The sequence below is a fragment of the Deinococcus misasensis DSM 22328 genome, assembly GCF_000745915.1.
Lineage (GTDB): Bacteria > Deinococcota > Deinococci > Deinococcales > Deinococcaceae > Deinococcus_C > Deinococcus_C misasensis.
Window position 1 is genome coordinate 1 of record NZ_JQKG01000036.1, and the last position, 25,497, is coordinate 25,497.

At 56.9% G+C, this 25,497-nt stretch carries 24 protein-coding genes and 1 pseudogene; 10 read left to right on the forward strand and 15 right to left on the reverse strand.

The window, feature by feature from the left end; all coding sequences use genetic code 11:
• Window positions 1-645, forward strand: a pseudogene (locus tag Q371_RS17805) (ATP-dependent zinc metalloprotease FtsH); the annotation flags it as partial.
• A gap of 107 nt (window positions 646-752) precedes the next feature.
• Here the strand turns inward: Q371_RS17805 and Q371_RS17810 are convergent.
• From Q371_RS17810 to Q371_RS25965, 3 genes are all read right to left on the reverse strand, one after another.
• Window positions 753-1,226 carry a GlcG/HbpS family heme-binding protein gene (locus Q371_RS17810; protein ID WP_034342857.1) on the reverse strand — a complete coding sequence of 158 codons (474 nt, stop codon included), beginning with the start codon at window positions 1,224-1,226 and terminating at the stop codon, window positions 753-755.
• Window positions 1,227-1,292: 66 nt separating this feature from the next.
• The gene (locus tag Q371_RS17815; RefSeq protein WP_034342859.1) at window positions 1,293-1,916 is read right to left on the reverse strand and encodes a response regulator transcription factor; all 624 of its coding nucleotides are present in this window, start codon (window positions 1,914-1,916) and stop codon (window positions 1,293-1,295) included.
• Window positions 1,906-3,702 carry a PAS domain-containing sensor histidine kinase gene (locus tag Q371_RS25965; RefSeq protein WP_051964730.1) on the reverse strand — a complete coding sequence of 599 codons (1,797 nt, stop codon included), beginning with the start codon at window positions 3,700-3,702 and terminating at the stop codon, window positions 1,906-1,908. Before Q371_RS25965 ends, Q371_RS17815 begins: the two co-directional genes overlap by 11 nt.
• A 346-nt stretch (window positions 3,703-4,048) precedes the next feature.
• Here Q371_RS25965 and Q371_RS17825 point away from each other — a divergent pair, with 346 nt between their 5' ends.
• The gene (locus tag Q371_RS17825; RefSeq protein WP_051964732.1) at window positions 4,049-4,657 is read left to right on the forward strand and encodes a hypothetical protein; all 609 of its coding nucleotides are present in this window, start codon (window positions 4,049-4,051) and stop codon (window positions 4,655-4,657) included.
• Between the two features lie 308 nt (window positions 4,658-4,965).
• Window positions 4,966-5,514 (forward strand): NADPH-dependent FMN reductase, encoded by a 549-nt coding sequence (locus tag Q371_RS17830; RefSeq protein WP_034342861.1) that lies wholly within the window; start codon window positions 4,966-4,968, stop codon window positions 5,512-5,514.
• A gap of 116 nt (window positions 5,515-5,630) precedes the next feature.
• On the opposite strand, the gene Q371_RS17835 is transcribed toward Q371_RS17830, so the two are convergent.
• Window positions 5,631-7,076, reverse strand: coding sequence for an ABC transporter ATP-binding protein (locus Q371_RS17835; RefSeq protein ID WP_034342863.1), 1,446 nt, complete (start codon window positions 7,074-7,076; stop codon window positions 5,631-5,633).
• 326 nt (window positions 7,077-7,402) lie between these two features.
• Here Q371_RS17835 and Q371_RS25970 point away from each other — a divergent pair, with 326 nt between their 5' ends.
• Window positions 7,403-8,389 carry a hypothetical protein gene (locus Q371_RS25970; RefSeq protein WP_051964734.1) on the forward strand — a complete coding sequence of 329 codons (987 nt, stop codon included), beginning with the start codon at window positions 7,403-7,405 and terminating at the stop codon, window positions 8,387-8,389.
• On the opposite strand, the gene Q371_RS17845 is transcribed toward Q371_RS25970, so the two are convergent.
• On the reverse strand, window positions 8,370-9,683 hold the full coding sequence (locus tag Q371_RS17845) for an RsmF rRNA methyltransferase first C-terminal domain-containing protein (RefSeq protein ID WP_051964741.1): 1,314 nt from the start codon (window positions 9,681-9,683) through the stop codon (window positions 8,370-8,372). The genes Q371_RS25970 and Q371_RS17845 overlap by 20 nt on opposite strands.
• Window positions 9,684-10,068: 385 nt before the next feature.
• Between Q371_RS17845 and Q371_RS17850 the strand changes: the two genes are divergently transcribed.
• Together Q371_RS17850 and Q371_RS17855 are read left to right on the forward strand one after the other, a co-directional pair.
• Entirely contained in the window at window positions 10,069-11,085 is a 1,017-nt protein-coding gene (locus Q371_RS17850) for a Gfo/Idh/MocA family protein (RefSeq protein WP_034342865.1), read from the forward strand.
• A 310-nt stretch (window positions 11,086-11,395) separates the two neighbouring features.
• On the forward strand, window positions 11,396-12,403 hold the full coding sequence (locus Q371_RS17855) for a DNA topoisomerase IB (protein WP_034342868.1): 1,008 nt from the start codon (window positions 11,396-11,398) through the stop codon (window positions 12,401-12,403).
• Here Q371_RS17855 and Q371_RS17860 read toward each other — a convergent pair whose 3' ends face one another.
• Together Q371_RS17860 and Q371_RS17865 are read right to left on the reverse strand one after the other, a co-directional pair.
• Window positions 12,404-12,904, reverse strand: a complete 501-nt coding sequence (locus tag Q371_RS17860) for a hypothetical protein (RefSeq protein WP_034342870.1) — start codon at window positions 12,902-12,904, stop codon at window positions 12,404-12,406.
• Window positions 12,901-13,491 (reverse strand): hypothetical protein, encoded by a 591-nt coding sequence (locus Q371_RS17865; RefSeq protein ID WP_034342872.1) that lies wholly within the window; start codon window positions 13,489-13,491, stop codon window positions 12,901-12,903. Before Q371_RS17865 ends, Q371_RS17860 begins: the two co-directional genes overlap by 4 nt.
• Window positions 13,492-13,703: 212 nt before the next feature.
• Between Q371_RS17865 and Q371_RS17870 the strand changes: the two genes are divergently transcribed.
• Window positions 13,704-14,024, forward strand: coding sequence for a hypothetical protein (locus tag Q371_RS17870; protein WP_034342874.1), 321 nt, complete (start codon window positions 13,704-13,706; stop codon window positions 14,022-14,024).
• 151 nt (window positions 14,025-14,175) lie between these two features.
• Here Q371_RS17870 and serS read toward each other — a convergent pair whose 3' ends face one another.
• Both serS and gatC read right to left on the reverse strand, forming a co-directional pair.
• A complete protein-coding gene (gene serS, locus Q371_RS17875) occupies window positions 14,176-15,441 on the reverse strand; it encodes a serine--tRNA ligase (RefSeq protein ID WP_034342876.1) in 1,266 nt (421 codons plus the stop codon).
• Between the two features lie 65 nt (window positions 15,442-15,506).
• Complete coding sequence (gatC, locus tag Q371_RS17880; protein ID WP_034342879.1) at window positions 15,507-15,791, reverse strand: Asp-tRNA(Asn)/Glu-tRNA(Gln) amidotransferase subunit GatC; 285 nt, start codon at window positions 15,789-15,791, stop codon at window positions 15,507-15,509.
• Window positions 15,792-16,045: 254 nt separating this feature from the next.
• On the opposite strand from gatC, the gene Q371_RS17885 reads away from it, so the two are divergent.
• Complete coding sequence (locus Q371_RS17885) at window positions 16,046-16,807, forward strand: DsbA family protein (RefSeq protein WP_034342880.1); 762 nt, start codon at window positions 16,046-16,048, stop codon at window positions 16,805-16,807.
• A gap of 55 nt (window positions 16,808-16,862) precedes the next feature.
• Here Q371_RS17885 and hisC read toward each other — a convergent pair whose 3' ends face one another.
• The 6 genes from hisC to Q371_RS17915 all read right to left on the reverse strand — a co-directional run bounded on the left by hisC (window position 16,863) and on the right by Q371_RS17915 (window position 23,730).
• On the reverse strand, window positions 16,863-17,927 hold the full coding sequence (hisC, locus tag Q371_RS17890) for a histidinol-phosphate transaminase (protein ID WP_034342882.1): 1,065 nt from the start codon (window positions 17,925-17,927) through the stop codon (window positions 16,863-16,865).
• 91 nt (window positions 17,928-18,018) lie between these two features.
• Entirely contained in the window at window positions 18,019-18,537 is a 519-nt protein-coding gene (locus Q371_RS17895) for a DUF402 domain-containing protein (RefSeq protein ID WP_034342884.1), read from the reverse strand.
• Between the two features lie 220 nt (window positions 18,538-18,757).
• Window positions 18,758-19,480 (reverse strand): bifunctional demethylmenaquinone methyltransferase/2-methoxy-6-polyprenyl-1,4-benzoquinol methylase UbiE, encoded by a 723-nt coding sequence (ubiE, locus tag Q371_RS17900; RefSeq protein ID WP_034342886.1) that lies wholly within the window; start codon window positions 19,478-19,480, stop codon window positions 18,758-18,760.
• A gap of 289 nt (window positions 19,481-19,769) precedes the next feature.
• Window positions 19,770-20,813 (reverse strand): M20/M25/M40 family metallo-hydrolase, encoded by a 1,044-nt coding sequence (locus Q371_RS17905; protein ID WP_034342889.1) that lies wholly within the window; start codon window positions 20,811-20,813, stop codon window positions 19,770-19,772.
• A gap of 254 nt (window positions 20,814-21,067) precedes the next feature.
• Entirely contained in the window at window positions 21,068-22,822 is a 1,755-nt protein-coding gene (locus Q371_RS17910; RefSeq protein ID WP_034342892.1) for a histidine kinase, read from the reverse strand.
• Window positions 22,823-22,989: 167 nt separating this feature from the next.
• A complete protein-coding gene (locus Q371_RS17915) occupies window positions 22,990-23,730 on the reverse strand; it encodes an RNA methyltransferase (protein ID WP_051964736.1) in 741 nt (246 codons plus the stop codon).
• Between the two features lie 331 nt (window positions 23,731-24,061).
• Between Q371_RS17915 and Q371_RS17920 the strand changes: the two genes are divergently transcribed.
• Together Q371_RS17920 and Q371_RS17925 are read left to right on the forward strand one after the other, a co-directional pair.
• The gene (locus Q371_RS17920) at window positions 24,062-24,781 is read left to right on the forward strand and encodes an alpha/beta fold hydrolase (RefSeq protein WP_034342922.1); all 720 of its coding nucleotides are present in this window, start codon (window positions 24,062-24,064) and stop codon (window positions 24,779-24,781) included.
• A gap of 195 nt (window positions 24,782-24,976) precedes the next feature.
• Window positions 24,977-25,477, forward strand: coding sequence for a type 1 glutamine amidotransferase domain-containing protein (locus Q371_RS17925; protein WP_034342894.1), 501 nt, complete (start codon window positions 24,977-24,979; stop codon window positions 25,475-25,477).
• The last annotated feature ends 20 nt before the right edge of the window (window positions 25,478-25,497 follow it).

Below are 25,497 nucleotides of genomic sequence, written 5' to 3' on the forward strand. Positions count from 1 at the left end.
ATTTCAGACAAAGACAAGAAAGTGACGGCGTACCACGAAGTGGGACACGCTCTGGCCGCAGAGAAACTGCCGAACGCAGACCGGGTGCACAAACTGACGATTGTGCCTCGGGGCCGTGCTGCGGGTTACATGATGCCCATGCCCGAGGACCGGATGCACTACTCGCAGGGTGTGCTGGAGGACATGATCGCGGTGGCTCTGGCCGGTCAGGTGGCGGAGGAGATCATTTTCGGGGAGATCACCACGGGGGCTTCGAGTGATTTCCAGAAAGCCACGAACATTGCCCGGAAGATGGTGACCGAGTGGGGCATGAGTCCGGTGCTCGGCAAGATCGCCCACCAGGTCGAGAATGAAACCTACCTTGGTGGCTATCAGGACGCCAAGAATTACTCTGAAGAAACCGCGCGTCGCATCGACCATGAGATCAAACGGATCATCGACACGCAGTACAGCAAGGTGAAAAGCATCCTGGAGGAGTACAAACCAGTGATCCACACGGTGGTGGAAACCCTGATGACCCGTGAAACCCTCTCGGGTGAGGAATTCCGCATCCTCCTCAAAGGCGGACAACTGCCCGATGAAGAGGACTCTGGCAAAGAGAACCCCCCAACGATCACACCCAAGTTGAATCCGGGCGGAGCTTGAACCCACCCCCCTGCTTCGTGGTCCCCCCTGAAGATCAGGGGGGACTTTTGATTTGGAGCCCAAAAAAATCCTCCCCTGTCAGGGGAGGAAAGCGCAGCGAGGTGGGGTCACTGCCCGAACACTTTGGCAATGGCTGCCACGGCGCACTGCTCGTCCAGATGACCTCCGGGTGCGCCTCCCACACCCACTGCGCCCACCACTTCGTTGTTCACGCGGATGGGCACCCCTCCGGCCAGAGCCAGAAAGCCGGGAATGTCTGGCAGGTACTGGGCAGCCGGGTTTTTCTGCACGTTTTCCAGCACGGCGGAAGTCAGGTTGCGGGCGCTCACTGCGGTGAAGGCTTTGGCTTTGCTGGCCTCGATGGTGTGGGGGCCGGCTCCATCTGCGCGGGCCACGGCCACCACCAGACCCGAGCGGTCCACCACAGTTGCGGTCACGAAGTGGCCTTTGGCTTGACATTCGGCCACGGCTTGCATGGCGATGGTGTTGGCTGCGGACAGGGAAATGTTCTGGGTGCTGATGGTGTTCTGGGCAAAAACGCTTCCGGTCAGGGCGATCAGGAGGGTCAGGGTGTGTTTCATGTGTTCATGGTACGAAGCTGGCTTACAGAAAAAAATTCGGTGATTTACGGGCTGGCATCCGTAGTTTTACGGAGCCCCGGCATGCAAGGCATGAAAATACAGCCGGATCAGTTGTGCCAGAGAGGAAACCTCCAGTTTCTCCATGATGTGCGAACGGTGGGTTTCCACGGTTCTGGGAGACAGCCCGAGTTCCTTGGCGACCTGTTTGCTGGAGAGGCCTTCCAGCATCCCTTGCAGGACTTCTTTTTCTCTGGGAGAGAGTTTGTCCAGCAGTTCTCTGGCCTGCTGGGTGACGGCCAGCTTTTCACGGCTCTGGATGTGCTGTCGAACCGCTTTCTGCAGGGCATCGATCAGCTGTTGCTCATCAATGGGTTTCAGCAAAAACTCCACTGCCCCGTTCAAAAAAGCCCTCCTGCACAGCTCCACATCCCCGTGTCCGGTCATCATGATGATGGGGATGTCGATGTGGCGGTTTTTGAGTTCGGTTTGCACCTGCAGGCCACTCATCACGGGCATGCGGATGTCCATGATCAGGCAGCCCACGGCCTCTGGATCAAACTCCTCGAAGAACCGGGTGGGGGAGGGGTAGGTTTTCACGCTGAGGCCAACCGTCTGGATCAAAAATTCAAGGGCTTCACGGACGGCCTGATCATCGTCCAGTACGTGTACGGTGGGCTGGTCAGTGGACATGGGTTTCCTCCTGAAAGACCTGAAGGTGCAGGGTGAAGACGGCCCCCTCCTCGGGATGGTTGGCGCCGAACAACTCACCATTCATGCTTTGCATCAGGGTGCGCGACAGAGAAAGACCCACCCCCATGCCCTCCTTTTTGGTGCTGTGAAAGGGCAAAAACAGGTGCTCCAGAGCAGATTCAGACAGGCCGGGACCGTGGTCACGCACCGTCAGAAGCACCTGCCCAGACTCCACAGATCCGGCAATTTCAATGCGCCTGTCCGAGAGGGGACGCTCCTGCATTGCTTCCATGCTGTTGCGGATCAGGTTGTGCAGCACCTGTTCCAACTGGATGCTGTCGGCTTCCACATCGGGCAGACCAGAGAGGTGGACGGAAAGTTGCAGGTTTCTGGTTTGCAGATCGGCTTCAAGCAAACCTGAGAGTCTGGACACCAGATCGGACAGGTTCACCCGGCTGGATTTGAGGGGCTGTCGCACCAGATGTGCCCTCAGCCTTTGGATGATTTCTCCTGCCCGTCTGGCCTGCAAAACCGTGCGTTGCAAGGCGGTTTTCGCCAGATCGGTGTCCCCCTCTTCCAGCACCCGCAAGGCCCCCTGACTCTGGCTGAGGATGGCAGTCAGCGGTTGGTTCAACTCATGGGCCATCCCAGAGGCGACCTCTCCAGTGGTGTTCACCCGCATGACATGGGTGAGCAGGGCTTCATGCTCCTTGCGCTTGCGTTCGCTTTCTTCCAGACGGCTCAGCATCCGTTGCCTGAACGGTCCGAGGTCCCGCAACACCAGCACTGCCCCTGAGCGGTCGGGAAGCATCGAGAGGCTTCCTTCGATAGGACGACCTTTCAGCCACACTCCATCCGGCAAATCCTGATCTTTTTCCTGTTGCCAGAACCCCTGCAACACCTCGGGCAAGGAGGGGCCTTGCTGGAACTCCACCACCTCTGGCACCTTCTGTCCAGAGGATGGCGTGCCAAGAAGCTGCATGGCCGCAGGATTGATGTACTGGATGGTGTTCTCCCGATTGAAGGTGATCAGGGCGTCATCCACCGCATTCAGCACCACCTGCGCCCGGTCTTTTTCTTGCTGCAAAGCCAGTTCAGCCCGGCGGGTGCTTTCTCTGGCCCGCCAAACACTTTGCACCCCAGAGCCTGCCCCATGGGCCAGAAGGACCATCAAGACGCCCAGTCCCAGCATCTGCCAGATTGGGAAATCCCTGAAAAGCACCGACTGGCGCACCTCCAGCACAAAAGGCTGGCTTTCAGACCCCAGAATCTTCTGGACATGCAACTCTGGAAACTCTGAAACAGGATCCTGACCGTGTCCCCTGAGCAGGTTTTTTCCATCTCCCTGCAAGGTGAAAGCGGCTCTGGACATGCCCTCTCCAGACCTGAGCAGTTTGCTGGGATCGATCCAGAGCTGGATTTTCCCTCCGGAGGCCAATTTTTGAGCAATGGCATAATCGGCCATCGGGTTTTTCTCCAGCACCCACTTGCAAGCGTTCTGGCACACCTCCACCCCAGCAATCTGGGGGTAACTGCTGGTCAAAGAAGCCACAAAAGCCCGCAACTGATTTTCAGACAGCCCCATTTCCGCAGAGATGGCCAGACTGTTCAGCAAAGCCTCGTTCTGCTCGGCCCTCTGGGAAAGCACCCGGTGCAAAATCCTCGCCTCGGTGTCAAAACCCACCCGCAATTCTGCGTAACGCTGTTGCCCCCACAAAAGCACCACACCCACCCAGAGCAGCACACCGATCAGGAGGCTCAGGGGATAAATGCGTGTGGGAGACATGGGAGTAGTATAGGGGCGGTTGAGGTTGGTGTCATGTGAAGAGGAGTTTTTCTTGCCAAGGGCCGAGAGCCGAGGGCAAAAAAGGCTGTGGCTGAAGCGTTTAGGGCGAGGCATGCCGTCTTATGCAAAACGAGGGACCGCAGGCTGTCTTGCCCTGACTACGCGCTCACGGGGCGGCCCGTTTCGCGCTGGGCGCTGGTCCCTCTGCCCGCTCGCCCCTACATATCCCTTGACCATTTCTGTCACGCATAGCACGATGCTCTCGGCTCTCGGCTCTCGGCTCTCGGCTTCTGGGCAAGGTAAGTTTGACCCCTCTCCACCATAACAGCCGTCGTATAGTACTCCCATGTACACCTTTCAGGAAGCCTCCAAACAAAGCGCTCTGGAAGTGGGTCAGGAAGGCCTGCGACTCGCGCAGCACCACCTCAAAGTGGCCAATGGATTCATCCTCAGCCCCCGGTACGAAGAAACTTTTTACGCCAGCAACAACCTCCCAGAGCAAATCAGAAAGCTGTTTGTGGGCATCAACCCCAAACGCATTGATGAAGACCTGCTGGAAGTGGCTTGCGAAAAAGCCCAGAAGCTGATGATCGAAAGTTACCTGCTCGATGATCCCATCCAGCGGATCTATCTGGCCCTGAAAAACTCGGGCCTGTCTGGTCGCCCTGTGCATGTGCGCCGCCCTGATGACCTGCACTTCGAGGCCACCGAAACCACCTATCCCGGACGCGAAGTGCTGGTGGCCCTCAAAAAACTGTGGGCCAGAGACTGGGATTTTGAACAGGTGCTGAACCGTCTGGACCATCAGGGCAGCATCGCTCTGGATGCCCGTCCTGCCTTCATTCTGGAGGGACTCAAACCCGAACTGAATTCAGAGCTTTCGCAGGATTGGGGAGGCAAGGTGTACACCTGTTTTGGTGAAGTGGTGGGGTTTTTGCAGCCTGCCGAGGGCTAAAAAGGCTTCAGCTCAGGCATTGAGGGCGAGGCACGCCATCTTTGGCAAAACAAGGGACCGCAGGTTGTCTTGCCCTGACTACGCGCTCACGGGGCGGCCCGTTTCGCGCTGGGCGCTGGTCCCTCTGCCCGCTCGCCCCTACAGCCCCATTGACCATTTTTTCAATGTATCGCACGATGCTCTCGGCTCTCGCCTCTCGGCTCTCGGCTCTCGGCTCTCGGCTCTCGGCTCTCGGCTCTCGCCTCTCGGCTCTCGGCAAATGGGCGACGCAAGCCGAGCCCGATAAAAGCCTTCTGCTACCATGAACCATGCCCCATTTTCTTGCCCTTTCAGGCAGCATTCGCAAATCATCCAGCAACAGCCTTTTGCTTCAATCCCTGAAAAACCATTCCCCAGAGCACATCCACATCGAGATCTGGGAAGGTCTGGAACACTTGCCCCATTTCAATCCAGACCTTGACCATGACGGTCAGGTGCCAGAGGCCGTTTTGCAGTTCAGGGGGAAAATTCAGGCAGCACAGGCGGTCATTCTGTGCACGCCAGAGTATGCCGCCGGAGTGCCCGGGGCATTCAAAAATGCACTGGATTGGTTGGTGGGCTCTGGAGACCTTGCAAACAAACCTGTGGCAGCCATCAGTGCCTCGCCGTATCCAACCGCAGGAGAGCAGGCGCACCACTCCCTGATGCTCACTCTGGGCATGCTGGGTGCATGGGTGCCAGAGGGAGCACAACTCAAAGTGGGTCTGGTCAACAAGAAATTGTCTCCAGAAGGTTCTGTGCTGGATGAGGTGCTCCAGAAAGGGCTGCAAGAGGTGTTGCTGGCCCTTCACAGCGCGGTGTTGCAGCCTCAGGGTTAGGAGGCTCTCGGCAACGGGCGAGGCATGCCTCGCCTCTACAAACAGCCTTCTCGACAGTTTTTGTTGTGTAGGAAACCAGGCTCTCGGCAACGGGCGAGGCACGCCGAGCCCCATCCTCAAATCCCCGGTAACCTCTCCGCAGGCAAATCCTGAATCCTGCCCTGAAACTGGATTTCACCATTCTCCAGCAGCATCACATGGGTCAGGAACTCTGGCAAGTCCAGCATGTGGTGCGTGATGCAAATGAAGCGGGTCCCTGTTTCAGCAAGCTTCCCCAGAGCCTCTGTGAACAGGATTTTGGCCTCGGCATCCAGATAATCCAGAGCCTCGTCCAGAATGACCACATGGGGATGTCCCACCACCGCCCGGGCCAGCAGGATTTTTTTCAACTGACCCTGTGAAAGCTGCAAAGCAGGCCGGTCTGCGAGGTCTTGCAGGTGCAGGGTTTCCATGACCTCATCAACGCGGGCTTTTTGCTCTGGGGTCAAGGGATCGTGGCGACCCACAAAATCGAAGAACCCCGAGGCGATCACCACTCTGGCAGGCACATTCAGTTTGTGGCGGTACTGCTGGTCTCCAGCCACCAGAGCGAATTCTTTTTTCGCCACCCATGCACTGACCTCCTGCCCGTGGTGCAGCACTTTGCCTCCGTAAGCCGGGTAAATTTCTTTGCGGATCAGTTTGGCCAGCGTGCTTTTTCCAGAGCCGTTGGCTCCCAGAATGGCCCAGTGCTCCCCCTCACGCATCTCAAAGTGAATGTTTTTCAGGACGAGGTGTTCTTCTCGGTAGGTTTCCGGGCAATCGAGGTGCAAAATCACCTCGCCCTGTTCGGTGCTCTGGACACCGTGTCCCCATGCTGGAGGGGTTTTCAGCTCGGGTCTGCCTTCTGAAAGCCTGCCCTGATTCAGGGTCAGGGTGTGGGTGGTGAAAGGCAGTTCCTCGGTGGTGCGGTGGGTGCTGTAAATCAGGGTGGTGTTTTCAGACACCTCCTCCAGCACCTTTTTCAGGAACCGTCTGGACGGGGTGTCCACCCCCTCGAAGAACTCATCCAGCAGCAGCACCTGAGGTTTGCCCATCAGGGCACGGGCCAGCAACACCCGCCTTCTTTCCCCCTGAGAGAGCATGCGCACGTCCCTGCTTTCCAGATGCCCAAGGCCCAACTGGTCCAGCCACCTGTGGGCCATTTCTTGATCATGATCTTCCACCTGCTGGTACAGCAACTGGCTCTGAAACAGCCCGGTGAGCACCACCTGCAACGCCGTTTGCTCCCAGTCCTGGAGCAAGTACCAGTCTTGCGCCTCTGGGGACACCAGAGCAATCCGCTCTTTCGCCTGAATGGGACTGTCTGTGGGTGTTCCAGAGAGGTTGTAGATGCGCTTCCCTCCATGCTCGGGCCAGAGGTCACCACGCACCAGCTTGAAAAAGGTGCTTTTCCCGGCCCCGTTGGAACCGTAAACGGCCCAGTGTTCACCGGAAAAAAGGGACCAGTTCAGGTCATGCAGGACCCTCTGGTTTTGCAGCTTCACATGCACGTTTTCAAGGTGGAGGAGGGGAGAGGTCATGGTTTTTACACTTTAACGTGTTGGGGTGGAGGGAGTATATGCCGAGGGCAAAAGACAGATGCCGAGGGCCGAGAGCCGAGAGCAAAAGAAAGCTTAAAGCTTTGGCTATAGCGTTCAGGGCGCAGCACGCTGCGCCCCTACAGATCCCCTTGACGATTTTCTGGACGTACAGCACGATGCTCTCGGCTCTCGGCTCTCGGCTCTCGGCTCTCGGCTCTCGGCTCTCGGCTCTCGGCATCAGGCGAGGCCCCCCGAGCCTACAACCATACCCCCCTCTCATCCCCATCCCCCATACTGAAACCAGAATCCCTCCTCAGGAGACCCCCATGACCCGAACCCTGACCCCTGCGGCAAGTTCAACCCTTCCCAGTGCCATCGACTGGATTTTCACACTGGCCTCCCTGTGGTTTGTGGGAGGGCTGTATCTGGACGGCTGGGCCCATGTGCATGTGCCCGGAATGGAAAGCTTTTTCACACCGTGGCATGCGGTTTTGTATTCCGGGTTCTTTGCGACGTTTGTGGCGTCCAGTTTTGCCCTCTGGAAGTCCCGCAGCCAGCCCGAGTTGAAACCCTACCGTCTGGCGTTCTTTGCAGGTCTGGTGTTCATTCTGGGTGGGGTGCTGGACCTGACTTGGCACACTTTGCTGGGCATCGAGGCCAACATTGCAGCTTTGCTCAGCCCACCGCACCTGCTGCTGGCCACCAGTGGCTTCATGCTGGTTTCCAGTCCCTTGAGGGCTGCATGGAACCGCAAAACACCCACCGTGCCTGCCATGCTGTCTCTGGGCATCACCTATGCCATGCTGACTTTTTTCACCATGTATGCGGTGCCGTTGCTGCAAGGGGTCGGAGTGGTGGACATGTGGCAAAGCAAATCCAGTGGGGTGATGGGCGTGCTGATCTTTTCCATCCTGCTCTCTGGTGTGATGCTGTTTTTCATGCGCCGATGGACTTTGCCTGCGGGTGCACTGGCCCTGATCCTGTTGCCTGCCCAGCTGGGTCTGGTGGTGCTGGACCGCGTCGAGGCAGATGTGATCCAGCTCTATTACCTGACCGTGGGTGTCAGTGTGGTGGCTCTGGAGGTCCTGCGCTTCCTTTTGAAACCCAGCATCCAGAGGGTCTTTGCTTTCAGAAGCATGGCTTTCTTGATGCCTGCGGTCTTTTCCCTGACTTACTTTCTGGCGGTTTTGTTGACTGGACGCATGGGATGGGAAATCCACCTGTGGCTCGGGACGGTGTTTGCGTCTGGGGTGTTTGGGGTCCTCTTGTCTTATCTGGTGTTGCCGCCAGAGGTCACACCCGAAGTGGTGTAGGTTTCAGACGCCCTTTGCGGACCAGACCCCAGGTCAGGCCCATGCCAGCGAAGTGCAGCCAGTGCCATCCGTCTGGTGCGGTTGTTTCTAAAGTTTCACCAAATTCCAGTTTGAAGGCGTCTGCCGTTCCCACTTCAAGGGGACGGCAAACTTTTTGCAGGTTCAGGTGGTGGGCAAGGGCCTTGGCTGGCACAAAACGCTCGAATTTGACTTCTCCAAGGTAAATGCCGGGGGCCGGGACCTTCAGACCAGAGAGGCTTGGCAGGTGTTCACGGACCAGATACAGGTGCCCTGAGCGTTCAGTGACCACCCCATCCAGTTCGGTGTCCAGTTGGGCTTTGCGAAATTCCTCCCATGCCTTCAGGGAGGTTTTGCTGACTCTGGCGTGCTCCTCGTACTCCACATCCCCTTCTTCTCCATCAACACGGATCAGTCTGGCCATGAAGTGCCCCTCTCCCTGCAATTTGTGCGGAAAGAGGCGTGCGGTTTCGGGCAAACCAAAGCCCTCTGAAAAAGCCGGATGCAGATGGGCCGATTCCAGACGAAACTCGGGATGGGATTTCAGAAAGCGCTCAATGACCTGCTCGTTTTCCTCCAGAGAGAAGGTGCAGGTGGAATACACCAGCGTTCCCTCTGGGGCCGTCAGTTTTGCAGCCTGCTCGATCAGATCCTGTTGCAGGCGTCCCAGACGTTCAGGGGTGCTCTCGCGCCACTCAGAAAGGGCCTCGGGATCTTTGCGAAACATTCCTTCTCCAGAGCAGGGGGCGTCCAGCACCACCACATCGAAAAGCCCTTCCCATTTGCGGGCGATGCGGTCGATGGGGTTGTTCAGCACGGTGGTTCTGGCCCCCCAGCGCTCCACATTTTCCATCAGTCTGGACACCCGGCTCTGGGTGAACTCGTTGGCGATCAAGACCCCTTGACCGTCCAGAAAACTGGCCAGATGGGTGGTTTTGCCTCCCGGTGCAGCACACAGGTCAATCACCCACTGGCCGGGTTTGGGCGCGGCCAGTTCTGCAACCGCCATGGCACTGGGTTCTTGCAGGTAAAACCCTCCGCCCAGAAAGAAAGGATGGGAACTGGGACGGGAATCGCTCTGGTAATAGTGACCCCATCTGGACCACGGGATTGGCCCCTCCAGAAAAGGCAGGGCCTCCACATCTGATGGAGAAAGTTTCTGGGGATTCACCCGCAGACCCAGAGCGCGGCTGCTTTCCAGCGCAGCTTTGAACTCGGGGTACTCTGCACCCAGCAGGCGCTTCATGCGGGATTCGAAAGGCTCGGGGAGTTGCACGGGAACATTATGGCAGAAAGGGGCTGCGCTCCTGCTGAGGACAAAAGAAATGCCGAGGGTCCAGAGTCGAGGGCTAAAAAGGCTTTGGCTGAAGCATTCAGGGCGCAGCACGCTGTCTTGTGCAGAACAGTTCACCGCAAGTTGGTGAACTTGCACGCTGCGCCCCTCCACAATCCCCTTGACCATTTTTCATGCGTTTGGCACGATGCTCTCGGCTCTCGGCTCTCGGCTCTCGGCTCTCGGCTCTCGGCTCTCGGCTCTCGGCTCTGTCTTGGCCCCACTGCGCGCTCACGTGGCGGCACGTTTCGCGCTGGGCCGCTCGGCGCTCGGCCAAACAGCCTTCTGCCGGGTTATCCTGAAAACAGCCCACCACGAAAGGACCCAAATGAAACCCTTCAGAACCGTCATTGCAGGCTGTGGAGGCATGGCCAACACCTGGGTGGAATACGCCCTGAAACGTCCAGACACCGAAATTGTGGCACTGGTGGACCTCCATCCCCAGAGCGCCGAAAACCTGAAAATCCGTCACGAATTGCAGTGCCCCACCTTCACCAGCCTTACAGAGGCTCTGGAGCACACCAATGCCAATCTGGTGCTGGACATCACCATTCCAGATGCCCACAAAGACATTGCCCTGACGGCTTTTGCTGCTGGATGTGACGTGCTGGGCGAAAAACCCATGGCATCCTCCCTGCAAGATGCACAGGAGATGCTGGAAGCCGCCCAGAACGCTGGACGCACCTATGCCATCATGCAGAACCGCAGATACCTGAAGCCCATCCGGGCTTTTCGGGATCTGGTGCACTCAGGCAAGATTGGCAAGCCCGGTTTCGCCACGGCCAACTTTTTCATTGGGGCACACTTTGGCGGATTCAGGGACCTGATGGACAGTCCTCTGGTCCTCGACATGGCCATCCACACTTTCGATCAGGCCCGGTTCATTTTGCAGGCCGATCCGGTGTCGGTGTACTGCCATGAATTCAATCCCGCAGGTTCATGGTATCGGGGAAATGCTGCTGCTGTGTGCATCTTTGAAATGTCGGATGGCTCGGTCTTCACCTACAACGGCTCATGGTGTGCAGAGGGGGCTTTCACCGCATGGGAAGCCGACTGGCGTGTGATGGGCAGTCTGGGCACAGCCCTCTGGGATGGCAAGAACCTGCCTTTCGCAGAGGTGGTGACCGATCCAGAGCAGCAGGCTTTTCATCGGGATGCCCACCGCATCGAAGCCGAATTGCTGTGGGAAGGTCAGGAAGGCCACTTCGGCTGTCTGGATGAAATGTTCGGTGCCCTGCTTGAAAACCGCGTTCCAGAGACCAGTTGCACCGACAACATCCACAGCATGAAGATGGTGTTTGGGGCTCTGGAGAGTGCACGCAGGGGAGAGAAGGTTTTGTTGTAGGAGATGCCGAGGACCGAGGGCAAATGTAGGGGCGAGGCGTGCCTCGCCCTCCGCAGAAGGCATAAAGCAGAAGGCTTCCCTTGACCATGTTCTGGACGCATAGCAGGATGCCCTCGGCTCTCGGCTCTCGGCTCTCGGCTTCAGGGCGACGCACGCGTAGCCCCTACAAGGCCCTCGGCTCTCGGGCACCCATGCGTGGCCCTTACAAGTCCTTTTGCCTCCCACCCCCCAATCTCAAGGCTCCCTAAACCCTTCAACCTGAGCATTCCTTACAACCCGAGTTTGCCCCACAGCAAATACTTGCAGTACCATGCCATCCATCACCCAAGAATTGCAGGAATGCTATTACCGCCGTGAAGGCCATTCACTGGACACATTTCAATATTTCCTTCCTGATGGTGAACCCCTGACCGAAGAGGAGGAGGTGGCCCGCTTGAATGCTCTGGGCGTGCCTCCAGCCTATTCAGAGGTGTTCATCTCGCCAGATCCCGAGGCGGCGTTGCAGGCTTTCGGACGGGACAAAGCCGGGCGCATGCAGTACCGTTACCACAGCGATTTCATGCAGAAAAACGCTGAGGCCAAATGGAAGCGACTTGGAAAGTTTGCAGATGCCCTGCCTGCCCTGCGTGTGGAAAGCGCCAAGGATTTGAGGCGCACCACCCTGCACCCGAGGAAAGTGCTTTCCCTGATGACCCGTTTGCTGTACATCGCCCGTTTTCGGGTGGGATCGGATTGTTATGTGCAGCAGCACAAGACCTACGGTCTGACCACCTTGCTCAAACGCCATGTGAAAATTGAGGGAAACACCGTCGAATTCAAGTTCAAGGGCAAGCACAGCATCTGGCAGCACAAAGTTGCCACCGATCAGACCCTGGCACGCAACATGGCAAGGCTCAAGGAATTGCCTGGTGCCTTCCTGTTCAAGGCCGAGACCGACAATGGCATTGTGCGCCTGCACTCCCACGACCTGAACGGTTACATCCGCGAAGTGATGGGTCCGTTCACGGCCAAGGATTTCAGGACATGGGGAGGAACCTTGCTGGCTGCCGAATTCCTGTCGGGGGTGGGGTTGCCCCAGAGTGACCGTCAGGCCCGCAAAAACCTCACCGAGTGCGTGAAGGTGGTGGCTGCAGACCTCGGGAACACCCCGGCGGTGGTGCGAAGCCATTACATCTCACCCAAGGTGTTTGATGTGTACCTGGAAGGGCGCATTCTGGACGATTTCAAAGTCAGAAACCAGATCAACAGCGAAGACCACCTCACCGAATCCGAACTGGCCCTCAAGCGCCTTTTGCGGGCGAGGGTCTCTGGGAAGTGATTACAGGGTGCAGTTGCTCTTCGCGGGTTTCGGGTTCAGGTACCTGAGTTGGGTCAGTTTGCCTCTGTTCAGCACGTAAGAGACCTGCACCTTGCCGTAGGTTTTGTTGAATTTCAACGTGGTTTTCTGGGATGCAGCAATCTGTTGCATGAAATCCAGAGACACTGCAGAGGGGGCAAACCCCATGCACAGACTGGACATCCTGAGCAGCACACCAAACACGGCTTCGCTCTGGTGGGCCGGAAGGTTTTTCACATCAGTCAGACGGAGGTCCGCAATCTGCTTGCTGGCAGGAAGGGCACGGACCTCTGCTGTGAAGGTCTGCACCTCTCCAGAACGTGATGCTGGAAAAGCAAACTGGTAGGTCACCGTGATGCCCGCGGGTTTCTGGACGGTTTTGAGGATTTTGAGGTCCAATCCCTGATCGTTCAGTTGTTCAAAAGTCAGGGCCTGTGCAGCAGAAGAACAGGTCAGCACAAAAGCAATCCAGATTTTTTTCATGCCCTGTGGGACTCCTTGAAGAAAGCCTTGCTGTGTTGCAGCAACCCAAAACCCACCGCCATGACCACCAGAGTCACCCAGCCCAGCGTGTGATACAGGGGAAATTGCAACATCAGAATGGCAGAGATGATCAGCAGGAATCCCCCTGCAAAGGCCCGCCGCCCCACCAGTTGCCAGTACAGAAAAAGCACCACCAGAGCACCGAGCAGGAAAGCCCAGCCTCCAATCACATTGAAAGTCTCTCCAGCATTGGTCAGGGCTTCCACCTGAGGGGAGTTGGGGTCCAGATTTTTTTGCACCATCAGGCCGGTGGCAATGCCAGAGATCACGTTCAGACCTCCGAAGTACACGATGAACAGAAATCCAGTCACCCGGATGGCCCAGGCAGACACCCCTTTGATTCCGGTGACCAGCCACCAGAGGTTCACGCCCAGCATGGGAAAAAGCAGCATCAGAAACAGGTGCAGGGTGGTCCAGCCCTGTGCATTGGCTCGGGAAAGTTCAGAAGGGTGGAACAGGCCGACCACTGCAAGCAGCAGTGGAGACAGGGCAATCCCCAGAATGGGCCAGAAGTTGGTTTGGCGCATATGCCCCCCATCATGTCACGTTTGAGGCAGGACCCTCCATGACAGGCATGACAGATCAGGGTTCTCCCTGTGTGTCATTCATGACATCTGTCATCTTCCAGAGGTGATCCGTTGCACTGCCAGCAAAAAGGCGAAAACCCTATTCTGGTTTTCAGAAGAGGACACAAGTCCACAGGTTTTCCCTCACGGTCCATCCTGCAAGGAGCATCAAAATGAACGCACGCAAAATGTATCCGGTTCTTGGTTTGTTCACAGGTCTGGTTTTTGCCCTGAACGGCGCAGGGTTTCTGCACATCCCTTACAACCTGCTGATTGGCATGTGTTTTCTTTTTCCCCTGCTGCACTTTCTGGGCAAAGGTTACAAAGCCCTTCTGCACCACAAACCTGCACGGGCTTTTCAGATGGCTGTTCTTGCTTTGATCATGCTCAATGTGTTGACCAGCATCACCGGAAACCACGGCCAGAGTTGGACCTTGATGCCTCTGGTGGGTTTCCTGTTTGCCCTGTCTTACCTGTTCCGTTTTGCCCGTTGATCTGACCAAAAGAAAGCGAGGGAACCATTCCCTCGCTTTGTGCTGGCTTTAGAGCATTTGACAGCAGAACAAAAGGTTGTCTCTCTGGAAAGGGTTTTTTGAACTGGGAGGATTCAAAAGAATCCTCCCAGTTTACGGATTGAAAGCAGGTTCAGCCGATGCGATCCCGTCCACCGAGGAAGGGACGCAGGGCCTCTGGAATGCGGATCGAGCCGTCTTTCTGCTGGTGGTTTTCCAGAAAGGGCACCAGAATGCGTGGGCTGGCAATCCCGGTGTTGTTCAGGGTGTGTGGGAACTGCATCTTGCCGTCTTTGTCTTTGTAGCGGATGCCGGTTCTTCTGGCCTGCCAGTCCCCGAGGTTCGAGCAGGAATGGGTCTCGCGGTACTTCTGTTCGCTGGGCACCCAGCTTTCGATGTCGTACATCCAGACTTTGCCTGCACCCATGTCTCCGGTGCAGTTCTGGATCACCCGATAAGGCAATTCCAGAGCCTTCAGGATGCCTTCTGCGTTGGAGAGCAGCTTGTAGAACCACGCCTGTGATTCTTCAAGGTTGCCTTTGCAGATCACGTACTGTTCCACTTTTTTGAACTCGTGAACGCGGATCAGGCCCTTCACATCGCGACCTGCTGAACCCGCTTCACTGCGGAATGCTCCCGAGATGGCAGCATACGTGATGGGAAGCTGGTCTTCGGAGAGCACCTCTTTGGCGTGCAGGAAGTTCACAGGCACTTCGGCGGTTCCGGCCAGCATCAGGTCGTCTCCCTCGACTTTGTAGACCTGATCTTCGCCTCCGGGGAAGTGCCCGGTGCCCCAGAAAGCCTCTGGACGCACCAGAGCAGACACGCTCATGGGGGTAAAACCGTTCTGGGACAGGTAAGTCATGGCGAAATTCAGGATCGCCATTTCCAGCAGCACCATGTCCCCTTTGAGCAGGTAAGAACGGCTGCCCGAGACATTGCCAACCCGTTCAAAGTCTGCCCAGTCTTTGTTTTCCAGCAGGGTGATGTGGTCTCTGGGTTCAAAGTCAAAAGTGGGCAGCTCGCCTTCACGGCGAATTTCCACGTTTTCTTCGTCGTCGCGGCCCACAGGCACCCCGTCTAAAGGCACGTTGGGCACTTTCAGAAGCAGCAAGCGCAGGGCTTCCTGTTTTTCACGCAGGTCTGCTTCCAAGGTTTTCAGTTCCTCAGAGAGGTCTTTGCCTTTCTGAATCAGGACCGGACGCTCCTCGGGGGTGGCTTTGGGCACCAGTTTGGCGTTCTGGTTGCGCTCGGTTTGCTTCGCCTCCACGGTCTTTTTCATCTCGCTGACCTGCTGGTCCACGGCCAGAAGTTCATCGAGGTTGAGGTTCACGCGTTTTTGCTGGATGGCGGTTCGGACGGTTTCGGCGTTTTCACGGATGAATTTCAGGTCAAGCATCTTGATTCCTATTCAGACACATTGGGGGGCAGGGTGCATCCCCCATGCAGCTTAAGTGATGGGACTTACTCAACCACTCGGGGGACTTTGAAAAAGCCTTCTTCCTGCTCAACGGCCAGAGACATGGCGGTTTCATGGGTGAACATGTCGCCCACCACATCGTCACGGAAGACATTGACCAGACTGATGGGGCGCTGCATTTCTTCCACCCCTTCGGTGTCGAGTTCTTGCAGTTTGTCAAAATAGCTGAGGATTTTGTTCATTTCGAGCTGGATCTGCTCGGTTTCCTGCTGGCTGAGGTCCAGTCGGGCCAGCTTCTTCAGGTGTTCCATCTCGGCGGATGTGATCATGCCGGGTATTATATCGTGATCGGGATTTGGGGGTCTGTTTTCGGCAAGACAGGATAAGAGCAGAAGGCTGAAGGCGGAAGGCAGAAGGCAGAAGGCACGGTTGCATCAAAGCCAGCGTTGGTCAAGAGGACTCGTAGGGGCGAGGCGTGCCTCGCCCTGTATGGCAAAAGCTAACGCTGGATGGTGGCCTCGGCCCTCAGCCCTCGGCATTCAAAATCATGTTCCTGTCAGACCCCCTCCTTTAAAATCAAACCATGGCAAAAATGATCCAGACCGAATACGGCGAATGGCATGTGCCTTACCGTCACAATGAGCTGAAAAGGTTCACCCAGCAGCACTGGTTTCCGTACTTCGGGTTTTTTGTGGGTCTGGCCATTTTTGCAGTGGGTGCTGCCATCACCGAAACCATCACCAAGCGTCAGGACCTGATCCAGAGCAGACAGGACCTCTTGCAGGTGCTGCCTGTGCTGGGCAAGCGGGATGCTCTGGTCAAGGTCATCGAATTCACCGATTACGCCTGCAACCTGTGCTCCGAAGAGCATTTCAAGTTGCAGGAGCGCTTGAAACCCTTCATCCAGCGTGGTGAGGTGGCCCTGTTCACGTACAACGTCCAGAGGCTCGGGGATGCGGGCATCATCGGCACCCGCTACGAATACTGTGTGGCCCAGCATGATCCCAGGAACCTGCAAGCTTTCATGGATGGGGTGTTTCGCAACAACTCGGGGTTGCTGGGATTTCAGGATTTTCAGAATGCTTATCAGGCCACAGGGGGCAAAAAAGCCAGTCAGATGGTCAACTGTCAGGGTTCTCCTGAGGCTGTGCAGTACCAGCAAAACCTGAAGCTCTACATCGACAAACTGAAGGTGCAGCAGATTCTGGTGGGGTACACCTCTCTGGCGGTGCAGGACCACATGGTCACGGACACCCGCAACCTTGAACAGTGGATCACCGAGACGGTGCAAAATCAGGGCAAGCTGTCTGCTGCTTTCAAGCAGGAATCCCAGAGGCTGTACTGAAAATCCCCTGCAATGCATGCAGGGGACCGAAAGCCACCAGAGTGGATGCTGAAATTCACTCGGCTTGAACTTTGAAGGCAGCGTCCAGAAAGGTGTCGTTTTCTTCAGGGGTGCCCACAGACACCCGCAAAACCCCTTCCAGCATGAATCCGCTGTCCTGACGGCGCACCAGCACACCATGCTGAATCAGGCCCTGATAGGCTTCGGAGGCGTTGGGGGTGCGCACCAGAAAGAAATTGGTGGCCGAAGGATACACCTTCCAGGTGGGGTGCTTTTGCAGGGCTTCCACCATGCGGTCCCGTTCACTGCACTGCTCGTCGGCGATTTTTTGCACGTACTCGGGGTTTTCCAGGGCCACTTCCACGGCAGCGGTGGTCAGGGCGTTCACGTTGAAGGCGGAAACCAGTTTTTGCAGTTCGGTGGCCAGTTCCACAGTGGTCAGGGCATACCCGAGGCGCAAGCCGGCCAGCCCCCACGCTTTGGAGAAGGTGCGGGTGATGATCACGTTGCGGTATTTTTCCACGGTGTAGCGGAAATCGTTGCCGCCAAACTGGTAATACGCCTCATCCACCACCGAAAGCCAGCCGTGCTGCTGGGCGACTTCCAGCAGGGCTTCCACTTCTTCTTTGCTGTCCAGTTTTCCAGTCGGGGCATGGGGCTCGGTGATGTAGAAAATGCCGGGGCCACCTTTTTGCAGTTCGGCTTTCAGGGCCTCCACGGGCAGGCTGAAATCTGCATTCAGGGGAACCAGCGTCAGTTCCGACTCCAGCAAACTGGCCTCCAAGGTGTAAACCGCAAAGGTGGGTTTTACGGTCAGGACCCGTTGGCGCAGTCCGGCCAGAGAAGTGAGTTGATGCAGCAGCACATTGCTGCCCGGGGTCACCACGATGCCCTCGGGGTTCCAGTTCTCGTACTTGCCGATGGCCACCTTCAGGCGGTCTGCGTGCAGGTCAGGGTAACGGTTGAACGGCACCGAGAGGATGCGCTCGGCGACTTTGGCTTTCAGTTCGGCAGGAAAATCGTAAGGGTTTTCGTTCTGGTCCAGTTTGACCGGAACATCAATGGCCTGAAAGGGGTAGGCAGGGGTGTCCTTCACGGCTTTGCGAATCGACTGCGTCATGCGCCGATTCTAACCCGCCATGTGCGTCCTCTGACAAGGAAAAGGTCTTGTTGATCCGCCTTCTGGCCGGGTGACTGCTAAAGGAACAGGCTTACTGGCCCACCAGTTCACGCTGTTTCCAGAACAGCTCGATGCCTTCCGAGGCCAGCCACGCATCCAGATCGTACCCAAACGCCCCGAGTTCATTCATGGTCTTGTGGGCGGTCATCAGGGCAAAAGAGGCCTGGTCCGCAGAAAGGGTGCCATCCTGCACAGCATGCAAGTATTCGTCGGTGTCCAGCATCTGCACATGGCTGCCCTGAAACACCAAAAGGTCCAGATAGTAATCTTCCGTGCACCACTGGTGCCCTTTTCGCTCGATCCGCATGATGTCGAGGTAAAAGTCATGGCTGGCCTTGTGGCCCTCAAAGTAATGGAACACGTTCACCTGCAATCCCAATCTCGGGATCAGGTGGGCCTCCCAGCTCTGGATTCTGGGATGGTTCTGAAACGGACGGGCAACGTACAGACCGAAGTCGGTGACCTCATAATGGTCCACAGGCCGCACGCCCTTGGGTTCGGTATGCAGATACAGCAACGTGTCATGCAGACTGACCTTGATGGGATGCATCTTCCCAGTATAGGGAAGCCGTGTGAGTGGGCAAATTGCATTTTGCTTGAATTTGGGGCAAATGGAGCATGAGGAAAGCGGTCAGTGATCAGCCGTCAGCCATCAGCGAAAACATGGTGCGCTTTTGCATCCAGCCCAAGCATTTTGGTCAGCGAAAGCCAGAGCCCATCTGGATTGTATTTGCTGACCGCTGAAAGCTGATGGCTGACGGCTGCTGTTCTTACTTCTTTACACCCACATGCACCGCAGCCAAACCAAACGTCAACACCTGATAAGACGTTGAAAACCCGGTTTCTTCCATCATCTTGCGGAGTTTCTCAGGGTCTGGGAAAGCCATGATTGACTCTGGGAGGTAGGTGTAAGCGTTCTTTTTCCCCGAGATGATGGCCCCCAGCGTGGGCAACACTGTGCGGAAGTAAAACCGCACCATGGCTCCAAACAGGCCTTTCTGTGGTGGTGGAAACTCCAGAATGACCGCGCGGCCTCCGGGCTTCAGCACCCGGTGAAACTCCTGCAAACCCTTTTCATAGTTGGCAAAGTTGCGGAAGCCAAAAGCACAGGTCAGGGAATCGAAAGACTGGTCTGCATAAGGCAGGTTCAGTGCGTCCCCCTCTTCCAGCGTGATGTCAACGCGCTGCTGCTTGGCTTTCTGGCGGCCCACTTCCAGCATGGCCGGCACAAAATCCGAACCGATCACGGTGGCACTCGGGAGGGTCTTTTTCAGCATCAGGGCAAAGTCGGCGGTGCCAGTGGCCACATCCAGCACGGTCTTGGGCTGGTTTTGCAAGGCCAATTGGGTCGCGGTTTTGCGCCACGACTGGTCCACCCCGAGGCTCAGAAGGCGGTTGAGGAGGTCATACCGTCCAGCGATGCTGCTGAACATCTCCCGGACCTGCTCGGGTTTTTCGTGGGACTCGCCCACCACGGGCTTGACATCTTTCACGTGGCTTAGCGTAGCACATGGAAATGGGACGAATGTTATTCAAAGACCACAAAAGGGCAGAAGGCAGAAGGCCGAGAGCGAAAAGGGCAAGAGCCAAGGACTGAGGGCAAAAAAGAAATGCCGAGGGCCGAGAGCCGAGAGCAACAGAAAAGCTTTGGCTATAGCAATGCAGGGCGCAGCACGCTGCGTCCCTACAGATCCCATTGAAGATTCTTTTTGCGTGTAGCACAATGCTCTCGGCTCTCGGCTCTCGGCTCTCGGCAAAGGGCGAGGCCTGTCAAGCCCCTAATTAACGAATGAACCCATAATCCTGCACCCCGAGCACATACTGCGCCATCAGTTCGATGGTGTTGTCCACATCGTCCAGATCCACAATTTCGTTGGGGGAGTGCATGTAACGGGAGGGGATGCTCAGCACGGCACCGGGGACCCCAGAGCGCACCAGATGGATTTCGTCGGCGTCGGTGGAGGTGTGGCGTCTGGCAGCTTGCAAGGTGTATTTGAGTTTGTGCTGGTCTGCAGCAGCTTGCAGGCCCTTGGCAACTGCAGGATGAATCATGGGGCCAACGGTGATGGCCGTTCCGCTGCCAAATTCGCTTTCCCCGAGCACTTTCACATTGATGCCCGGAGCTTTGCTTTCAAAGCACAGGTCCACAGTGAACGCCAGATCGGGGTTTAAGCCATAAGCAGCCACTCTGGCGCCCCATGCGCCAATTTCTTCCTGACTGCTGGCGACCGCCACCACCCGCTCTTTGACCCCGAGTTCTTTCATGCGGCGCAGGGCTTCCAGCACCACATAAGCTCCGATCCGGTTGTCGAGGGCTGGACTGATGATTTTGCGGCCAGAGAACAACACAGGCTGCTCGATGCGTCCGGGGGTGCCGATCTTGACTCTGGTTTTGACTTCCTCTGCAGGGAGGGCTGCATCAAGCCAGAGGTCATCGATTTTGCTGGCTTTGCTGCGTTCATCGGCGTCCATCAGGTGGATGGCTTTTTTGCCCACCACGGCCAGAATGTCTCCACCTTCGGCCAGCAAACGGATGCGCTGTCCCACCAGAACCTGAGGGTCCCATCCGCCCAGGCCCTGAAAGTAAATCAGGCCTTCGCTGTCCACGTGGGTCACAATCACACCGATTTCGTCGATGTGCCCGGACATCATGACCGTGTGCTCTCCCTCGGGGTTCAGCACTGCAAAGGAGTTGCCGTAACGGTCCTTGTAGGTCTGGTCGGCAAAAGTGGCGGCCTCGTCCAGCCACACCTGTGCAGCACGCTCTTCAAAGCCAGAGGGACCCACAGCCTCCAGCAGGGATTTCAGAAAGGTGATTTGGCTCATGGGGATCAATATAACCCGTGGGGAGGGTGCCTGGTAAGACTGCTGAGGGCACAGGGCCGAGGAAAAATGCCGAGGGCCGAGGGCCGAGGGCCGAGGGCTAAAAATGTTTGGCTATAGCAATGCAGGGCGCAGCACGCTGCGCCCCTACAAATCTCCTTGACAATGTTTTGTCGTACCACACGATGCTCTCGGCTCTCGGCTCTCGGATTCAGGGCGACGCACGCATAGCCCCTACAAGGCTCTCGGCAAAAACCTCACCCCGTCGGCAAAGTCACCGTTACCGTCGTCCCCTGCCCCATCTGGCTGTCAATGTGGTAACTGCCTCCGCGGGCTTCAATGCGTTCCCGCATCTGTTTGAGGCCCAGACCCCCTGCGGTGGTGACCCGTTCTCCGACCAGAGAGGGATCAAAGCCTTTGCCGTCGTCTCCGACCATCAACGTCACCGATTCTCCGGCCACCAGAGACACCCAGACCCGTTTGGCTTGCGAGTGTTTTGCCACGTTGTTGAGGCTTTCTTGCAGGATCCGGAAGATCACCGCTTCATCGCTGGGAGAGAGGTGCACTTCGCCCTGGACACTCAGGTCGGTCAGGATGTTGTGTTGCTCGCCAAAATCTGAGACGTATTTTTTGACGGTTTCCACCAGTCCGAAGCGCTCCAGATCGATGGGCCTGAGGGCAAAAATGCTGCGCCGGACTTCTTTGATTTGTTCACGCAGGGTTTGTTTGGAGAGCACGATTTCGGTGCGGGCTTTTTCGGGGTCCCGTTCCAGCAGGCGTTCTGCAAGGTCCAGTTTGATGGCGGTGAAAGCCAGACTCTGGGCGATGCCGTCGTGGATTTCGCGGGCAATGCGGTTGCGTTCTTCGTTGATGGCCAGTTCTTCGGAGTACAGGTAGGCTCTGGCATTCCGGACCGCCAGAGTGGCCTGATTGGCCATCAGGGCCAGCAATTGTACCCCTGCCCCTCCCAGAGGCGGATTGTGCTGGTAGGCCAGCACCAGCACCCCCTCCAGATGTTCCCCTTCCAGCATGGGTACACCAATGGCGTGAGAGGCGCATTTGAGCATGGTTTCGGTGGGGGCATCACTGGTCATCAGTGGTGTGCGAACCTCTGCCACTTCTTTTGCAAATGTGCTCACTGCTCCGCCTTGATGGATGATCCCATCAAAATCTCTTGCCCAAACCAGCCTGAGTACACCATCCTGATCCACCAGATAGGCGAATCCGGCCTCTGCACCGCTGCGTTCCATCATGCGGGTCAGCACGCTTTCCAGAAGGCGGTTCATGTTGCGTTCCGCGCGGATGGATTCATCCACCTGATACAGGGTCATCAGGTCTCTGGTGCGTTGCTGTGCGGCCTCAATGGCGGTTCCCACCTCGCCAGAGAGGGCCTCCACCAGGGTGCGCTGTTCCATGGTCATCTCAAGGCTGAATTTGAGATAAGCTCCACCAGAAAGCCGTCCCGACGAGTAAAAAGGCACGGCCAGCAAGGTGCCATTTTCAGCCCCACGGTGCTCGATCACTCTGGGCAATTCGGTGGGAAAGCCATCCGGGGTGCTGTGGAGGGTGCCATCGGCATCCATCACCCGGAACACCTGACCGGGCAGGATCAGCATGCCAGATTGCGCGCCAGAAGCCTGCACCAGCCCCCTGGCGGCCACATCCAGCACCTCTTCCAGATCGCTGGCCTCGGCAAGGCGTTTGATCAAAACCTGCACGGTGTCCAGTTCCTTGTAAAGCCGGGCCTGTTCCAGTTCCATTCTGGCCCGCACCTTGATGCCTTCCAGAATCCACGCAATGGTGAAATACGTCGCCAGAGGTCCCACGCCACCATAAAACACCAGTCGGGCAATGGTGGCATGCGGTTCGATCCACAGGCGCATCAGGGTCTCAAACCCCAGCACCGTCACCAGAATCAGGGGCGGCATCACATTGCGGGCCAGCCTGACGCTGCGCGACAGTTGCTCGGGTTCACTGGCAGGGTGCAGAAAATCCAGCGGTTTCATGGACATGGGGGGCTCCCTTCAAGTTTGCAGAAAGCAGAAGGCAGAAGGCAGAAAGCAAATGGGAGCATTGGCTTCTGCTCTGGTTTCATGACAGTTTTTGAGACCTGAGGTCAGATCTTTGGTGGTGGGTTTTGGCCTTCTGCCTTCTGCCTTTGGCCTTCTGCGTTTCATCTTTAATCCTCAACCACAAACTTCTTCGTCTTCGCAGCCCACAAAGCCTGCGCCCACAGGCCCCTGAGCATGCGGATCTGGTCCTCATTCATGCGGGCCTGATCAAAGATTTTTCGGAATTGACGCATCTTGTGCTTCACTCTGGGATGGTCGGTGTACTGCACTTTCAGGATGAATTCTTCCAGCTGGGTGTAGAACCGCTCCATTTGCTCTCTGGGGGCAATTTCTGGGGCTTCTTCGGTCACCACAGGGGCCGCGCCAGAGCTGCGGTCTGCCTGCAGCAATTCATAGCAGCACAGCAAAACCGCCTGTGCCAGATTCAGGGAGGCATAATCCGAGGTGGGAATCCGAATGATCGCCTGACAGCGGGCCAGTTCTTCGGTGGTCAGGCCGGATTCTTCACGGCCAAACACGATGCCCACCTTCTGGAAAGCCTTGAGCAAGGGACGGGCTTCAGATGGAAAAATTTGCTCTGGGAGGTCGTGGTGCTGGCGGGCGGTGGTGCCCATGGCAAAATCGAGATCTGCCAGAGCCTCTTCCAGCGTGTCAAAAATGGGGGCACTGCGAATCAGGTCTTCAGCGTGCACACTGAAAGCGAGGGCTTCGCTGTCCAGCACGTTGCATCTGGGGGCAACAATTCGCAATTCGGCAGCGCCCATGTTCTTCATGGCCCGGGCTGCCGACCCGATGTTGCCGGGGGTTTTTGGGGAAACAAGGATCACCGATAGGGCAAAAGCCGACATGGCTGAATTCTATCAGGAGGAAGGGGCTGGGACTTGCCGAGGGCACCAGAAAAGCCAAGGCAGAAAGCAGAAGGCAAAAGTGAAATGCCGAGGGCCAAGGGCCGAGAGCCGAGGGCAATAGAAAAGCCAAGGCAGAAGGGTCTGTGGCTTGCCGAGGGCCAGGAGCCGAGAGCCGAGGGCTAAAAAGGCTTTGGCTAAAGCGTTTAGGGCGCAGCACGCTGCGCCCCTACAAATCCCCTTGATGATGTTTTATGCGTGTGGAGCGATGCTCTCGGTTCTCGGCAAAAGGGCAAGGCCTGCCGAGCCCCTGACAACCGAGTACACTCAAACCATGATCCTGCTTTTGCATGCTTTCCCATTGAACAACCAGATGTACGCCCTGTTGCAACAAGCGCTTTACGATGCCGGAGAAGAGGTTTTTGCCCCCAACGTTCCCGGTTTTGGTGGTCAAGCTGGAACCCTGACCTCTCTGGAGGATTTTGCTCAGGACCTGCTGAAAACCCTCCCAGAGCAGGGCACCATTGCTCTGGGACTCAGCATGGGAGGGTACCTGCTGATGCGTTTGCTGGCTCTGGCCCCAGAGCGTTTCAGTGGGGTGATTCTGGCCAACACCCGCATGGGAGAAGACACCCCTGAGGGCAAACAAAACCGCCTGAACGTGGCTGAGAAAGTCCTCAAAGAAGGCTTGAAAAGCGTTCCCGATGCCATGCTCCCCGGTTTGCTGGGCCAGGATGCCCCGGAGGACATCATCGACAGCGTGAAAACCATGGTCTTGCAAGCGTCTCCTGAGGGTGTGGCTGCAGCCCAGAGGGCCATGGCTGCCCGTCCAGACTCTAAAGAAGTGCTCTCTGGCCTGAACATGCCGGTCTTGGTCATCGCAGGAAAACAGGACACCTTGATTCCCACCTCGGCTTCCAGAGAGATGGCAGAAGTGACAAAAGGCCAGTACCTCGAACTGGACACCGCCCACCTCAGCAACCTGCTGGACCCCGAGGGCTTCAACGAAGCCGTTTTGAAATTCATCGAAGAGGTCCGGGCAGCAGAGGAGTAAGGGGTGTTCTGGCATCGGGCGAGGCATGCCTTCTTGGGCAAAACGAAGGATTGCGTTCTGATCCCTCTGCCTCCCTGGCCCCTACACAATCCCCTTGACCATTTTCTCTGTGTGAATCACAATGCGCTCGGCGCTCGGCCCATTTGCCTGCACCATCACATTCAGGCTCCCACCCCCTGCCCCTACAATGAAGCCATGAAAATGATTGGACTGTTGCTGGAAGACTACTTTGATGAACGTGAAGTGATCTACCCCTACTACCGTGTGCAGGAAGCTGGATTTGGTGTGGTGGTGATTGGTCCCAAAGTGACCTCTTACCACGGAAAAACCCCTTACAGCATGGAAGCCACCATTGCTGCCTCGGATGTGAAGTCCGAGGATTTGGCCGGACTGATTGTGCCCGGAGGTTTTGCCCCGGACCGCATCCGCCGCGTGAAAGCCATGACCGACCTGATCCGCGAGATCGACGGGCAGAAGAAGCCTCTGGGGGCCATCTGTCATGCAGGTTGGGCTTTGATCAGTGCAGGTGTTGTCAAGGGCCGCACCCTGACGGGATTTTCCTCCATCAAAGAGGATCTGGTGAATGCTGGGGCCAACTATGTGGACCAAAAAGTGGTCACCGACGGCAATCTGGTGACTGCCCAGCACGCCGATGACCTCCCTGCGTTCACCAGAGCATTTGTAGACCTGTTCTGAAACATGAAAAAGCAAAAGGG

Coding starts and splice junctions, on each gene's coding strand:
- Q371_RS17910 (WP_034342892.1), bottom strand. CDS start 22,822: ATGTCCATGAAACCGCTGGATTTTCTGCACCCTGCCAGTGAACCCGAG.
- Q371_RS25970 (WP_051964734.1), top strand. CDS start 7,403: ATGACCCGAACCCTGACCCCTGCGGCAAGTTCAACCCTTCCCAGTGCC.
- Q371_RS17895 (WP_034342884.1), bottom strand. CDS start 18,537: ATGCATCCCATCAAGGTCAGTCTGCATGACACGTTGCTGTATCTGCAT.
- Q371_RS17815 (WP_034342859.1), bottom strand. CDS start 1,916: ATGTCCACTGACCAGCCCACCGTACACGTACTGGACGATGATCAGGCC.
- Q371_RS17920 (WP_034342922.1), top strand. CDS start 24,062: ATGATCCTGCTTTTGCATGCTTTCCCATTGAACAACCAGATGTACGCC.
- Q371_RS25965 (WP_051964730.1), bottom strand. CDS start 3,702: ATGTCTCCCACACGCATTTATCCCCTGAGCCTCCTGATCGGTGTGCTG.
- Q371_RS17885 (WP_034342880.1), top strand. CDS start 16,046: ATGGCAAAAATGATCCAGACCGAATACGGCGAATGGCATGTGCCTTAC.
- Q371_RS17905 (WP_034342889.1), bottom strand. CDS start 20,813: ATGAGCCAAATCACCTTTCTGAAATCCCTGCTGGAGGCTGTGGGTCCC.
- Q371_RS17865 (WP_034342872.1), bottom strand. CDS start 13,491: ATGCGCCAAACCAACTTCTGGCCCATTCTGGGGATTGCCCTGTCTCCA.
- Q371_RS17825 (WP_051964732.1), top strand. CDS start 4,049: ATGTACACCTTTCAGGAAGCCTCCAAACAAAGCGCTCTGGAAGTGGGT.
- Q371_RS17830 (WP_034342861.1), top strand. CDS start 4,966: ATGCCCCATTTTCTTGCCCTTTCAGGCAGCATTCGCAAATCATCCAGC.
- Q371_RS17860 (WP_034342870.1), bottom strand. CDS start 12,904: ATGAAAAAAATCTGGATTGCTTTTGTGCTGACCTGTTCTTCTGCTGCA.
- Q371_RS17855 (WP_034342868.1), top strand. CDS start 11,396: ATGCCATCCATCACCCAAGAATTGCAGGAATGCTATTACCGCCGTGAA.
- Q371_RS17810 (WP_034342857.1), bottom strand. CDS start 1,226: ATGAAACACACCCTGACCCTCCTGATCGCCCTGACCGGAAGCGTTTTT.
- Q371_RS17870 (WP_034342874.1), top strand. CDS start 13,704: ATGAACGCACGCAAAATGTATCCGGTTCTTGGTTTGTTCACAGGTCTG.
- hisC (WP_034342882.1), bottom strand. CDS start 17,927: ATGACGCAGTCGATTCGCAAAGCCGTGAAGGACACCCCTGCCTACCCC.
- Q371_RS17915 (WP_051964736.1), bottom strand. CDS start 23,730: ATGTCGGCTTTTGCCCTATCGGTGATCCTTGTTTCCCCAAAAACCCCC.
- Q371_RS17925 (WP_034342894.1), top strand. CDS start 24,977: ATGAAAATGATTGGACTGTTGCTGGAAGACTACTTTGATGAACGTGAA.
- serS (WP_034342876.1), bottom strand. CDS start 15,441: ATGCTTGACCTGAAATTCATCCGTGAAAACGCCGAAACCGTCCGAACC.
- Q371_RS17835 (WP_034342863.1), bottom strand. CDS start 7,076: ATGACCTCTCCCCTCCTCCACCTTGAAAACGTGCATGTGAAGCTGCAA.
- Q371_RS17850 (WP_034342865.1), top strand. CDS start 10,069: ATGAAACCCTTCAGAACCGTCATTGCAGGCTGTGGAGGCATGGCCAAC.
- gatC (WP_034342879.1), bottom strand. CDS start 15,791: ATGATCACATCCGCCGAGATGGAACACCTGAAGAAGCTGGCCCGACTG.